Below are 12,757 nucleotides of genomic sequence, written 5' to 3' on the forward strand. Positions count from 1 at the left end.
CTCCAGCGATGAGGCCGCTACAATCGTGGGGCCCATGAAGCGCGCCAACCTCGACGAAATCCTCGCCTTCATGTCCGTCGTGGACGCGGGCAGCTTCGTCGCGGGAGGGCGGGCCATCGGACTGACGCGCTCGGCCGCGGGCAAGGCGCTGGCCCGGCTGGAGTCGCGGCTCGGCGTGCGCCTGCTCCACCGCACCACGCGCCATGTGAGCCTCACCGACGATGGCCGCGTCTTCCATGAGCACTGCCAGCAGGTCCTCGCCGCGCTGGAGGAAGCGGAGGCCAGCGTCGGACAGCACACGGGGACTCCGCGAGGCGTCCTGCGCCTCACCGTGCCGGACGCGTTCGGCAGGCTGCTGGTGCTCCCGGTGCTGCGGGACTACCTGCGGATGTGGCCCGAGGTGCAGGCGGAGGTGAGCTTCAGCGACCGCGTCGCGGACGTCATCGAGGAGGGCTACGACCTGGCCGTGCGCATCCAGGCGACCCATACGGATACGCGCCTGGTCTCCCGGCTCGTGGCCGAGTACCCCGCCATCCTCTGCGCCTCACCCACCTACCTGGCCGCGCGTGGAGAGCCCCGGACGCTGGAGGAGCTGTCCGCTCACGACTGATTGTTCTTCAGCAGCCGCGCGCGCAGGCAGCGCTGGCGCCTGCGTGAGCAGGGCGGCTCCTGGGTCCACGTGGAGGGACGAAGCCGCCTCCGGCTAGACAGCGGCGAGGCGCTGCGTGACGCGGCGGTCGCCGGGATGGGCGTCGCGTTCCTCCCCGGCTTCCTCGTCGACGCGGACCTCTCGCGAGGGCGTCTGCGGGCGCTGCTGCCCTCCGTCGAGACGGGCACCGTGCGCATCACCGCGCTCTACCCGAGCAAGACCCACCTGCCCGCCAATGTGCGGCGCCTCATCGACCTGATGGTCGAGCGCTGGAAGCCGAAGTCGCGCTGACGTGGGTCGCCGCCACGCGAACCCGGGCGGGAAGGCCCAGGCGCGCCACCACGGCGTCCGGCCCATCCTCGGCCAGCGTCACCCGCGATTGCCGCGCCTCAGCGCGGAGCGCAGCCTTGCGGCTTGAACACTCGCTCCGTGGACGCGGGGAACCGGGCGAGCCTGCTGGCGGGCCGGCGCGGCCTCGGCGTGAGGTCACCGCCGCAGTTGGGGCAGATACCCTTCAAGCGCTCCGACACGCAGTTCGCGCAGAACGTGCATTCGAAGGTGCAGATGAACGCGTCCGTCGCGTCGGGCGGCAGGTCACGGTCACAACACTCACAGCCGGGGCGGAGTTGCAGCACGTGGGAGACCTCCTGGGCGTCGGGACCCAACGAAACACGGGGACGCGACCGGTGCAATCTCCCCGGCCCCAGCGCGCAGCCCCGCTGCCCGTTAACAGGAGCGCCTGACCTTGCCACGGGTGTCAGGGGCTGGCGTGGCCCCCAGGAGAGTCGGATGAACATCGGAGAACTCGCCCTGGAGTCCCCTCACTCGCCGTTCGCATCCCAACCGGAAGCGCTCGCGGCGCTCCTGGATGGCGCGCGCTGACGAAGGTCAGTCGCCCGAGGGCTCCGCCCGAAGCGCGAGGAGCAGCTCCACCTGGGCGCGCAACGTCCGCGCCTCCTCGTGCTTGCCCAGCTTGACGTAGAGGGCCTCCGCCTCCCGCCGCTCCTGGAGCTCCTTCTGGAGGAGGGCATCCACCGCCTCCGGTGACAGGAGCCGACGCGGCACGTCTCCGCTGCCCAGCCCCTCCACGCCCCCCGCGACGACCCCCGTGACGGCCTTGGGGGCGACGCTCAGGTCCGCCGCCTCGGCGTTGTCGAGCGCGGCCAGCGTCTCCCGCAGCACCGCCACCGCCGCCGCGTTCCTGTCCCTCAGCGCATCCTTGAGCGCGGCCCGCAGCCGCGTCTTCCAGTCACCCACCGTTCTCATCGGCCCACCGTAGAGGTCCCCACCCGAACACTCAAGGCAACCCACCCAGCACTCCCCTCCCGGCCCATGCTTTGTGTCTATTTGACACGAAGCATGGAGCTTGAGAGAGTGCCGACGTCATGGACACCGCCTTCGTCGCCTTCATTCCGCTCTCGAACTGGCTGCGCGGATTCGATCGCTACCGCATGCGGTACTCGAAAGCGTCCATCGCCGAGTCGACCTTCCCCGACGCGTTCTACATGTTGAGGGAGGACGAGCCCTGGACGCCGGGGCTCGCGAAGGCGCGGCGGCTCGTCGCGAAGCTCGGCCGCGCGAAGGACCGCGTCGTCGCGCTGCGCGCCCGGCTGCCCACGTCGGGTGAGCGGGCGATGCGCCCCAACGACACCACGGGCACGGGAATCGGCTGGCGGTGGCCCTCGCCCGAGGTCCCCTTGAGCGGCGTCGCGTGGGTCGAGGACGACGGGACGCTGCGCCCCACCCTCCACGAGGAGGTCACCGCGCAGGCCTTCCAGTTGGACGACACGGGGCTCGCGCCGTGGGAGGACTGCCGCCCCCGCTCCTTCTCCGTGCTGCCCGTGGCGAAGGCCTGTCAGGCGAAGTGCGCGTTCTGCTTCTCGAAGGCCAGCGTCTCCGACCTGGCGCGGCAGCGCAGCGCCTCGCTCGAACATCAGCTGCACTGGGCGGACCTCGCCCGCGCCCGAGGGGCGGAGCGCGCCGTCATCACCGGTGGAGGCGAGCCCACCTTGATGGCCCCCGGCCCGCTGCGCTCGCTGGTGCGCGGCCTCGCCGAGCGGTTCCCGAAGACACTCCTCATCACCAACGGCGCGCGCCTGGATGCGGGGCAGCTGCACGCCTTGCGCGACGAGGGCCTCACCACGCTGGCCGTCAGTCGCCACGGCGTCACGCGCGAGGACGACGCGCGCATCATGGGCCTGTCGGTGGACTCGGGTGCGCTCGCGCGGGCCTTCGGGCTGCGCAGCCGCGCCATCTGCGTCCTCCAGCGGGGCGGCGTGGATGACGTCCCCAAGGTCCTCGCCTACCTGGAGCGCAGCGCGCGCGACGGGTTCCACGAGGTCTGCTTCAAGGAGCTCTACGTCTCCAGCCTCTCCGAGAACGCGTGGGCGCCGAGCGCCGCGAACCAGTACTGCGCGGCGCATCAGGTGCCGCTCGCGCTCGTGCGCCACGCCATGGAGGTCGGAGGCTTCACGCAGGTCGACGCGCTCCCGTGGGGAAGCCCCGTGTTCGAGGGAGAAGTCGCGGGGCGGGTGCTGCGCGTGGCGGCGTACACGGAGCCGTCCGTCGGCTGGGAGCGCACGCACCGGAAGGTCCGCTCGTGGAACCTCATGAGCGATGGGACCTGCCTCGCCTCGCTCGAGGACCCCGCCTCGGAGCTGCGCGGATGAGACACGAGGACTTCCTCGCGCTGCGGGACTCGTGGCGCGCGAAGCGGCCCGGGCTCATCGACCTGGCGGAGCTCAACGTCTACCGGAGCCTCGGGCCTGGCTTCGCGCCCATCGCGCCTTCGACCCACGCGGAGTCGCCCTACCGGTGTCACCTCGCCGAGCGCTATCTCGCGCACCTGGGGCTCGACGCGGGGCTCAAGGCGCGAACGCAGGTCAGCCACGGGGTGCGGCGCTCCCTGCGCGCGCTGTTCGGCTGGCTCGCGTCCCGGCGGGCGCGCCTCGGCGTCCCCGAGGACGTGTACCCGGTGTACCTGCAGCTCGCCGACGAAGCAGGTGTCCAGGTCGTTCGCTACGCCTCGCGCGAGGGCCTGCCCGCGCTCCAAGACTGCGACGCGCTCCTGCTGTGCGAGCCGCTCAAGCCCTGGGGACGCGAGCTCGGACGCGAGGAGGCCGAGCAGGTGGAGGCGTGGGTCCGCGCCGAGCCGGGGGAGCGGGTGCTGCTCATCGACTCCGCGTACGCGACACCTCCGGCGCCGTGGGTCCTGCGGCTCATGCAAGAGGAGCTCGCGTTCGTCCTCGTCTCGCTGTCGAAGGGCTGGCTCATCCCGGACCACGCGGGGCTGTGCATCACGCCATCGCGGTGGCGCGAGGACATGCGCGCCGCCTTCGCGCCGCTGCCGAAGGACGAGCGCAAGCTGCGCATCGGCTACGCCGCGCTCACCGAGCACGCAGCGCGTCCCACCGAGGTCCGAGCACGTCTCGTCGAGCATGCGCGCGCACTGGACGCGCTCACCACCCGCAGACCCGAGCTGCGGGCCTCGCGCTGCATCGGATACTTCGCCACGTCACAGTGCTCGTTCGATGCGCTGCTGGAGCAGGGCGTCCTCGGCGTGCCGGCGTCCGTCTTCGGCGGCCCCGAGGCGCTGAGCATCCTCTCGAGCCTCCCCGCCGCGCCGTCGGCACGAGCGACCTGATGGCACGGCGGTGGTTCTTCACGCAGCGCGGCCTGTATTGACACCCAGCTCGCGGGCGCACCGGGCCTCTCCCGCGACCGGTGCGCCCTCTCTCGTGAAGCCGTCGCTACTCGAAGAGGGAGAGCTGCCCCAGCGAGCGCAGCTGCCCCGTCGTCTCGCGCGGGACCGCCTTCACCCGGACCTGGGACACGGCCGTCGTGCCGGTCAGGTCCACCTCCACGAAGGGCCGCGCGCCCGTGCCCTCGAGCAGGTTGGCCAGGGGCACCCACTGCGTGCCGTCGGCGCTGCCCTCCAGCACCAGCTCGTTCACGGCGCCGGACACCTCGAAGTTGCGCAGCACCGCCTTGCGTGGCACCACCGGCCTGGCCAGCTGCACCACGACCTCCTGGACGCCCGTCTGGAAGAGCACGAGCCCATCCAGCTCTCCGTTCGTGAGGCGGCACGGCGTCTCCGCGTTCAGGTACGTGCACGTCGCGCCACGGCTCACGGGGACGAGCGCCCGGCGAGGCAGGGCCCGCTCATCGCTGACATAGGTGAGGCTCACCGACTCCGAGCCCGCCTTCGCGTCACGCTCGACGCTGACGAACGCCTCGAGCCCCGCCGCGTCCTCGAGGACGTAGTCGCTCAGGCGCACGGGCGACACGGCATCCGTCACCCGCCAGGCCTCACGCAGCGAGGGGCGCACGGACAACACGTGCCCATCGCTCTCCAGCCCGTGCGTCGCGCGCAGGGAGCGGAAGCCCACGCTCACCCCTCCCGCCTCCTCGGTGGCCGTCATCGTGCCGGTCCACTCCTGCAGCACGGGCAGCTGGACCTCCGACTCCTGCACGAGGAACGCGGCGGAGACGCTCCGACCCTCACGCTGCGCCGGCGAGCGGAGGACGAAGCAGCGCGCGATGCTCCCGTTGCGCGTGTCCGCTCCCAACAGGTCCAGCTCGAACGTGCCATCCGCGCGGGCCTTCACCGACTTCCAGCTCGCCGTGAAGCCCGCGAACGCACACGACGAGTTGTCGCTGCGGTAGACCTTCAACATCGCCTCGGGCAACGCCGCGCCCGCCTCGTCGACCAGGCGCCCCTTCAGGACGATGTCCAGGTCATCCGCGACCTTGCTCTCGGTACAGCCGACCACCCACGTCAAACCACCCAGTGTCAACGCGCGAATCCATCGCATGGGAACCCCCTTGGCCAATGAGCCGGGGCTTCATTGCAAGATCGGGCGCAGGGGCCGCTCCCTCTGGAGGCGCTGAGCAGGCCCCGTCCTTTCGTGACAGGGCCGTCATGGCGAGCCCCCTACGCGGGTGCCACCGCCACTTCGCGGTGGCCTCGCCGGGGCCGAGAGCCCAGGGCGATGCGCGGCAGTCGAGCAACGCGCGGAGCTTGGGCGCCTCGGTCTCCGGGACGGCGCCACGCAGCTCGACGGGGTCGAGGAGGAAAGGGGAAGGCAGCCACATGGGCTGAAGCCGCGCCCCCCGCTCCGGCACACGCGGTACCGGCGCGGGGCGTCGTGTCACGGCAGGCAGGTCGTCGACAGCAGCGTGAGGGACGTCGAGCCCACCTGGCTCACCATCACCTCCAGCCGGTCACCGCCGCTGAAGTTCCCGGCCGCGAGCCCGCGCGGCATGGCGTCCAGCACCACGTCCCTCCTCGCCGCGAACGAGCCATCTCCCAGGCCGCGCAGGAAGCTGACCGTCTTCGATTCGTCGTGCGTCACCGCGACATCCAGGTGGCCGTCCTGGTCGAAGTCCGCCACGAGCAGCGCGCCCACTTCACCCAGCACGGGGAAGCGCTTCGCGGCATCGAACGTGCCGTTGCCTCGGCCCAGCCCCACGCTCACCTCGGGTTCGTTGAAGGAATCTCCCTTGCTCGTCACCAACAGGTCCGCCCGGCCATCGTGATTGAAGTCAGCGGCCGCCACGTGCCTGGGCTGGTTCTGGGCGGAGTAGCGAGCGCCCGAGCGGAACGAGTTGCCGTCTCCCGAGCCGAAGTAGACGTAGACGTCGGAGACGAGCGACGCGGGGAGCGCCACATCCAGGTGTCCGTCCCCGTCGAAGTCCGCCGTGGTGACGGTGAGCGCGGCGAAGGGGAGGTTGAAGTCCTGCCGGGTGAGCGCGCCGAACCCATTCCCCCTCATCCAGCTCAGCGTCGAGCTGCCCGTCGAGAGGCTCGTATTGACGGTGAAGACATCCAGGTTCCCATCACCGTCGAAGTCCGCGGTCGTCATCGCCCACGGCCCCGCGCCGGTGAGCGTGCTGCGTCCCTCGCCGAAGTCGCCGTTGCCGAGCCCGGGCAGCACGCTCACCGTCTGGCTGCGCGTGTTGAGCACCGCCACGTCCAGCAGCGAGTCGTTGTTGAAGTCGCCGGTGAGGACCTGCTGCGGGTCCGCGCCGACGCCGAACTCTCCCTGCTTGCGCACGCGCCCCTCGCCCTGTCCGAGGTAGCTCGCCACCGTCCTCTCGGTCATCCGGGTCCCGGCGAGGTCCGGCTTCCCGTCCTTGTCGAAGTCCCCCGCGACCAGTCCCCGGAGCTCCGCCTCCACGGCGACCTGGGGGAGCTTCGTCCAGCCGACGTTGTCACACCGGGTCTTCGACAGCCGAGGCGCCGAGGGCGGCCCCTTCCCCACCGCGGTCACCGCGCGGACGACGACCTGGTACTCCGTCTCCGGCGTCAGCCCGGTGAGCAGCACGCTGGTGCTCAGCGTCGCCTCGGAGCGCGGGGTGGCGGCATCGAGGAGCTCGACGACATACGACTGCACCCTCGCGCCTCCATCCGAGTCGGGCGGCGCCCAGCTCACCTGGAGCGTCGAGTTCCCGGGGAAGACCTCGAGGATGCGTGGGGCGCCCGGCAGGGCCAGCGTCGTCACGGGGGCCGAGGAGCCCGACTCCGGCCCGTCACCGGCGGCGTTGGTGGCGCGGACGTGGAAGGTGTAGCTCGTGTTGTCGGCGAGCCCGGCCACCAGCGCGGTCGTGGCGCCGGTCGTCGTGGTGGTGACGCCGCCGGTGCCCGTCACCGTGTACTTCACGATGGCGCCGCCACCGTTCGAGGCGGGCGCCTTCCAGCTCACCTGCGCGGAGCGGACACCGGCCTGCGCCTGGACCTCCGTCGGCGCGCCCGGCACCGTCACCTCGGGCTCCGGCTTCGGCGGAGGCCCCTCGCCTCCACCGCTGGAGCCACAACCCGCGCACACCCCGAGCAATCCCACCAGCAGCGTGGCCACGAAGCCGCGCGCATGCACATGAAGCATCATTCCGTCCCTGTTCGAAGAGCCCCGGCCAGCCATGGACGGCCCGCTGAGCAAGCCATATGCCCATGCGCGCCCCGAGGAGGACAGGTGCGAGGCGTGCACCGCATGGCACAGGGACTGTGAGGCGGAGGGCACGCCGCCCCCTTCCCTGCACAGCGCATCCCGCTTCACTCACACCGCGCGCTGAATCAGACCCGGGTCAGGGGCCATGATTCGCAGCGCCGAGGTCATTCATGGTGAGCCTGTGGGACATGCTGAGCCTGTTGTGGGTTGCATCCACCGTCGGCGGAACGCTGGGCGGCGCCCTGAGCGCGGGCGGAGGCTTCGCCCGGTTGAGCCTGGGCCTCTTGCTGGGGCTCGCGATGGGCGTGCTCCTCGCGCTGGGCTTCAGCTTCCCTCTCCGTGAAGCGTCCGTGGCGGCCGTGCCCATCAGGGGCACGTGGGGACGCAATCGATGGGCTGGTTCCTCCACGTCCCCGCCGAGCAGGACCAACAACCTCCCGCAGCGCAGACATCCGCGCACTGCTGTCCACACTGGTAGCCGCACCCGGCCCTGCACTCGATAGCCGAGGCACCGCCCGGCGGCGGGCCATCACAGGCGTCCTCCGACGTCGAGTCACCACAGGCGAGGCAGACCCCCCACGCACACAGACTCAGGCCCCTCAGTCGCTTGCTCACCAACGTGTCGCCTCCAGGTTCTCGGGGCAGAAGACCACGGAACTCCCGACACAGCCGTCACGATTCGCATGGACAGCGCGGTGCGCGAATGCGGAGACAGGGCGGCCCGGGTATAGGGACATCACCTTGGGGGGATTCCTGGAGCACCGAATGCAGTGGAGAACAGCGGTACTGGCGGCCCTCCTCATGGGGTGCGCCCCCACGTTGAAGCCCCCCGAGACGTCCCTCGCATCCCCGACCGTCGCCGCGTCCACCGCCGTGGTGACGGAGGACATCGAGCGCTTCTGGGTGGCCCACGACGCCGCGGTGGCGACCCCGGATGTCGCCGAGCGCGCCGCCCTCCTCCAGCGCCTCTACATCGACCCGGGGAGCCCCGGGCTGCACGCCCTGATGCAGGCGCGTGACTACACGGCCCAGTCCTACGCGGACGTCATCACCCGCTATCCCAGGTACTGGGCCTCCGTCCGCCCGCTGACGGCGCGGGCCCGGAGCGCGGCCGCGTCGTTGGAGCAGGACCTGGCCACCTTGCGGAAGCTGTATCCCGAGCTGCGGCCCGCCACCATCACCTACGCCATCGGCGCCATGCGCACCGGCGGCACGACGCTCGGCGACAAGGTGCTCATCGGCGCGGAGATTGCGCTCACGGACGAGTCGGTGGACGTGTCCGAGTTCCCCGAGCCGATGAAGACCCGCCTGGGCGCCTTCTTCGCCACGCGCCCCATCGACAACAACGGCCAGAACAACGTCCACGAGTACGTGCACACGCAGCAGCGAGACATGGCGGACGTGCTCGCCTCGCGCGTCGTCTACGAGGGCGTGGCCGAGTTCGTCGCCGAGCAGGTCACCGGCAAGCGCCCCCCGCTGGAGATGTACCGCTACGGCCCCGCGCACGCGGACGCCATCCGCGAACACTTCGTCGCGCAGATGGACGGCGCGTCCCTGACGGACTGGCTCTACAACGCGCCCACCAACACCTTCGGCGTGTCGGACCTCGGCTACTACGTGGGCTACGAGATTGCCCGGGGCTACCACGCGCGGGCCGCCGACAAGCGCGCGGCCCTCCGGGAGATGATTCAGCTCGACTACGGCGACGTCGCCGCGGTGAAGGCCTTCATCCAGGCCTCCGGCTACTTGCAGCAGTAGCCACGCGCCGCCGCCCTCACTCCCTCCGGGTGGCGGCCTTCGGCGCGGGCTCCTCGCGCAGCACCTGGAGCGCGCGCTCGAGCAGCTCGTCGCGGCCCGCCTGCAGCCCCGCGAGCGTGGGCCGCACCTTCACGTGCGGCTCCAGTCCCTTCTTCTGGAGCTGCCGCCCGTCGCCGTGCAGCACCGCCTGCCCGGTGAAGTAGAAGACCACCCCTCCGGGCAGCAGCGCCCGGGTGACGTCTCCGTCCGTCCCCGTGGTGGGGCTGCCCACGAAGACGGTGTCCGTGGTGGCCGCCAGCAGGAGCCCCACGTGCTCGGCCTGGCTGATGGCGCGCGCGTCGATGAGCGTCACCGTGCGGCCCCGGTACTTCGGGCCCGGGCGCGCCGGCACGGCGTCACTGGACTTCAGCTGGCTCGAACGCAGGCCCCGCACCAGCGGGCGCTCATACACGGCATACGGACGCGAGCCCTTCACGTCGAGGTACGGCCCGAGCGCCCACATCGTGCCGCGCGGATAGTCCCGCAGGTCGAACACGATGCCGCGCGTGTCCTTCAGCGCCTCGAACATCGCGGGGACCTGCTGCTCCTCCAGCAGCCCCAGGTCCACGAAGCCGATGTTGCCCTCCAACATCCGCCAGGGGCTCCCCACCTGCGCCTGGGGTGGAATCCCGCGCCGATGCGTGCCCTTCACCTCCCGCAAGCCCTGGGGCCCGCGCACGCCCAGCGTGGACACGGTGCCGTCCGGCGCCGACGCCGCGCGGCGCAGGCGGAAGTCCCGCAGCATCTGCGGCGTCGACGCCGCCACGTAGGGCGTGACGCGACGGACCCTCGCCTCGAAGGGCTCGCCATTGAAGGTCTCGATGACATCCCCCACGGCCAGGCCCGGCACGGCCTCCGGGACGAACACCTCCAGCACCACGGCCTTGCCGTCGAGGTCGGTGAGCCAGATGGGCAACGAGGCGCCATAGAAGCGCTCCAGCTCGGGGTGGCCTCGCATCTGGGCGTGCCCGTCCTCGAGCCACGTGGCCGCCTCGACCAACGTCAGCGCATACGCCTGCGCATCCTTCGCGGCCTCCAGCTTCTGGAGCAGCCCGGGCAGCCGCGCCTCCCAGGGACGGCTCAGCAGCGAGTGGTAGGGAAAGAAGAATTGAACCACGCTCCAGAACTTGGCCCCCGCGAGCAGCCGCAGCTCCCGCGAGGGCTGGAGCGCGTCCGGATACGCCGGCTCGGGGCGCCAGGCGGGGACGGGCCTGGAAGACAGTGCCACCGCCGCCGCCTTGGGAGGCCGGTTCGCCAGCGCGAGCGCCTGCCGCAGCCCCTCGTCGGGCCCCGTCGTCGTCGCGCGCGCGGGCCGCTTCACGTCCGCCTCGAGCGGCAACACCGGCTCATCCAGGCTCACCAGCGCCTGGAAGCCCTCGCCCAACGGCACGGGGAGCTGGTGATTCAGGGACGCGATGCTCAGCGGCCCCTCGGCCACCAGGAGCGCCTTTCCCTGGGCGCGCAGGGCCAGGATGGCGACATCGAGCGCGGAGTCCTCATCGACCAGGAACACGAGCCGCGCGGGCTTGCGTCCCGGGGTGCCCACAAGCAGCTCACTGGCGGAGGCGACGAGCTCGGTGTGGTAGGTGCCGTCCGTGCCATCCTGCGCGCGCAGCCCCGCGTGGGCCACTTCGCGAAGCCCCGGCACGCTCAGCTCGCCTTCGATGAAGTGCGGCAGCAGCCGCGACGCCACCCACGAGGCGCCATAGCGCTCGAGCCCGCGCATGCGGAGGTCCAGAACCACCGCGCGCGCGCGGGCGGCCTCCGCGTCGAGCGTGGTGCTCAGCTCACGGAAGGTCGCGAACGCCTCCGGCCCCAGGAGGTTGCGCAGGTCCAGCACCAGGACGTCCTTCTCCCAGCTCTTGAGCGGACGCAGGGCCGGCGCGGGCTCCTTCCGGACGACGGGCGTCTCGGGCTCCACCAGCGTCGCTGGATCACCGAGCACCGCGAGCATCCCCTGCACGGCGGCGGCGTATTCGCGCGCGTCCCTCGCGGCCTCCACCTTGGGGAGCGCGGCGAGGAAGGCCGCGTCCCACTCGGCGGGCATGGAGAAGGCCCAGGGGTGCCGGAAGCGGACATCGCCCCACAGCTTCACCAGCCGCACCCGACGCTCCGCGCGCAGGGCCTCGGTCGTGTCGGCGGTGGTGGCACCGGGCGGCGCCGCCCCCGTGAGACACAGGAGGGCCAGGGACCACAGGGAGATTCGCTGGAGCAGCGCGCGCGTCATCGGGACATCCTCCCGACCTCGGGGTGGAGCTTGCGACCTGCGCGCAGCTCACCCGACTTCGCACGGGTGACGCAACCACCCGGGCTTCGCGCGCCGCTACTTCTTCTTCACCAGCTTCTGGCCCAGCGTGAGCAGGAGCACCAGCACGCCGCCCGCGGCCAGACCCACCGCGCCGTTGAGCAGCATGGGGGCCAGGCCGCCCAGGATGCTGCCCACGCCGGGCGCCGACGAGGCCCAGGCCGTGAACGACTCTTCCATGTGGTGCAGGGTGGAGACGCCGTGCACGAGGATGCCGCCGCCCACCAGGAACATGGCCGCCGTGCCCGCCACGGAGAGGAACTTCATCAGCATCGGCGCCGCGCGGAGGATGCCCGCGCCCAGGCCGCGCTGGAAGCCGCTGGCCTGACGGCTGAGGTAGAGCCCCGCGTCGTCCAGCTTCACGATGCCGGCCACCAGCCCGTACACGCCCACCGTCATGATGAGCGCGATGCCCACCAGCACCGAGACGCGGGTGGCGAAGGTCGCCGCGGCCACGGTGCCCAGGGTGATCGCGATGATTTCGGCGGAGAGGATGAAGTCGGTGCGCACCGCGCCCTTGATCTTGTCCTTCTCCAGCGCCACCAGGTCCACGGCCGGGTTCGCCAGCGCCTCGCGCAGCTCCGCCTTGTGCGCCTCGTCCTCCGCGCCGTGCAGGAACTTGTGGGCGATCTTCTCGAAGCCCTCGAAGCACAGGTAAGCGCCGCCCACCATGAGCAGCGGCGTCACCAGCCACGGCGCCAGCGCGCTGATGGCCAGCGCCGCCGGCACCAGGATGGCCTTGTTGACCAGCGAGCCCTTCGCCACCGCCCACACCACCGGCAGCTCGCGGTCCGCGTTCACGCCCGTCACCTGCTGGGCGTTGAGCGCCAGGTCGTCTCCGAGCACGCCTGCCGTCTTCTTCGCCGCCACCTTCGTCAGGATGGAGACGTCATCCAGGATGGTCGCGATGTCGTCGATGAGCGCAATCAGACTGCTGCCGGCCATGAAGTGTCTTCCCGAGGGAGGTGAGGGACGTCGCTGTACCGCCAGGACGGATTAGCACAGCGGGGAGTCCGGGGCACGGCTTCGCGCGGGGCCCTCGGACCTCCCTAAGCAGGC

General features: G+C 71.3%; 9 protein-coding genes and 1 pseudogene. 4 read left to right on the forward strand and 6 right to left on the reverse strand.

The window, feature by feature from the left end:
• The first annotated feature begins 34 nt into the window (after positions 1–34).
• Positions 35–940: pseudogene (locus OWM54_RS10170) on the forward strand (LysR family transcriptional regulator).
• A 98-nt stretch (positions 941–1,038) separates the two neighbouring features.
• Here the strand turns inward: OWM54_RS10170 and OWM54_RS10175 are convergent.
• Together OWM54_RS10175 and OWM54_RS10180 are read right to left on the reverse strand one after the other, a co-directional pair.
• Entirely contained in the window at positions 1,039–1,284 is a 246-nt protein-coding gene (locus tag OWM54_RS10175) for a DUF1272 domain-containing protein (RefSeq protein ID WP_223785478.1), read from the reverse strand.
• A 253-nt stretch (positions 1,285–1,537) separates the two neighbouring features.
• Positions 1,538–1,915, reverse strand: coding sequence for a hypothetical protein (locus tag OWM54_RS10180; protein WP_223750257.1), 378 nt, complete (start codon positions 1,913–1,915; stop codon positions 1,538–1,540).
• 119 nt (positions 1,916–2,034) lie between these two features.
• Between OWM54_RS10180 and OWM54_RS10185 the strand changes: the two genes are divergently transcribed.
• Both OWM54_RS10185 and OWM54_RS10190 read left to right on the forward strand, forming a co-directional pair.
• Entirely contained in the window at positions 2,035–3,318 is a 1,284-nt protein-coding gene (locus OWM54_RS10185; protein WP_267697352.1) for a radical SAM protein, read from the forward strand.
• A complete protein-coding gene (locus tag OWM54_RS10190; RefSeq protein ID WP_223750255.1) occupies positions 3,315–4,292 on the forward strand; it encodes a hypothetical protein in 978 nt (325 codons plus the stop codon). Before OWM54_RS10185 ends, OWM54_RS10190 begins: the two co-directional genes overlap by 4 nt.
• A gap of 106 nt (positions 4,293–4,398) precedes the next feature.
• On the opposite strand, the gene OWM54_RS10195 is transcribed toward OWM54_RS10190, so the two are convergent.
• Entirely contained in the window at positions 4,399–5,463 is a 1,065-nt protein-coding gene (locus OWM54_RS10195; protein WP_223750254.1) for a hypothetical protein, read from the reverse strand.
• 336 nt (positions 5,464–5,799) lie between these two features.
• On the reverse strand, positions 5,800–7,536 hold the full coding sequence (locus OWM54_RS10200; protein ID WP_267697353.1) for an FG-GAP-like repeat-containing protein: 1,737 nt from the start codon (positions 7,534–7,536) through the stop codon (positions 5,800–5,802).
• Positions 7,537–8,361: 825 nt separating this feature from the next.
• On the opposite strand from OWM54_RS10200, the gene OWM54_RS10205 reads away from it, so the two are divergent.
• The gene (locus OWM54_RS10205) at positions 8,362–9,354 is read left to right on the forward strand and encodes a hypothetical protein (RefSeq protein WP_223750252.1); all 993 of its coding nucleotides are present in this window, start codon (positions 8,362–8,364) and stop codon (positions 9,352–9,354) included.
• A 16-nt stretch (positions 9,355–9,370) separates the two neighbouring features.
• On the opposite strand, the gene OWM54_RS10210 is transcribed toward OWM54_RS10205, so the two are convergent.
• Positions 9,371–11,620: a S41 family peptidase gene (locus OWM54_RS10210; RefSeq protein ID WP_267697354.1), complete on the reverse strand. Its 2,250-nt coding sequence runs from the start codon at positions 11,618–11,620 to the stop codon at positions 9,371–9,373.
• A 96-nt stretch (positions 11,621–11,716) separates the two neighbouring features.
• Positions 11,717–12,643, reverse strand: a complete 927-nt coding sequence (locus OWM54_RS10215) for a DUF808 domain-containing protein (protein ID WP_223750250.1) — start codon at positions 12,641–12,643, stop codon at positions 11,717–11,719.
• Positions 12,644–12,757: the final 114 nt, after the last annotated feature.

The sequence above is a fragment of the Myxococcus sp. MISCRS1 genome (assembly GCF_026626605.1).
Classification (GTDB): Bacteria; Myxococcota; Myxococcia; order Myxococcales; family Myxococcaceae; genus Myxococcus; species Myxococcus fulvus.

Coding starts and splice junctions, on each gene's coding strand:
- OWM54_RS10180 (WP_223750257.1), bottom strand. CDS start 1,915: ATGAGAACGGTGGGTGACTGGAAGACGCGGCTGCGGGCCGCGCTCAAG.
- OWM54_RS10185 (WP_267697352.1), top strand. CDS start 2,035: ATGGACACCGCCTTCGTCGCCTTCATTCCGCTCTCGAACTGGCTGCGC.
- OWM54_RS10190 (WP_223750255.1), top strand. CDS start 3,315: ATGAGACACGAGGACTTCCTCGCGCTGCGGGACTCGTGGCGCGCGAAG.
- OWM54_RS10195 (WP_223750254.1), bottom strand. CDS start 5,463: ATGCGATGGATTCGCGCGTTGACACTGGGTGGTTTGACGTGGGTGGTC.
- OWM54_RS10200 (WP_267697353.1), bottom strand. CDS start 7,536: ATGATGCTTCATGTGCATGCGCGCGGCTTCGTGGCCACGCTGCTGGTG.
- OWM54_RS10205 (WP_223750252.1), top strand. CDS start 8,362: ATGCAGTGGAGAACAGCGGTACTGGCGGCCCTCCTCATGGGGTGCGCC.
- OWM54_RS10210 (WP_267697354.1), bottom strand. CDS start 11,620: ATGACGCGCGCGCTGCTCCAGCGAATCTCCCTGTGGTCCCTGGCCCTC.
- OWM54_RS10215 (WP_223750250.1), bottom strand. CDS start 12,643: ATGGCCGGCAGCAGTCTGATTGCGCTCATCGACGACATCGCGACCATC.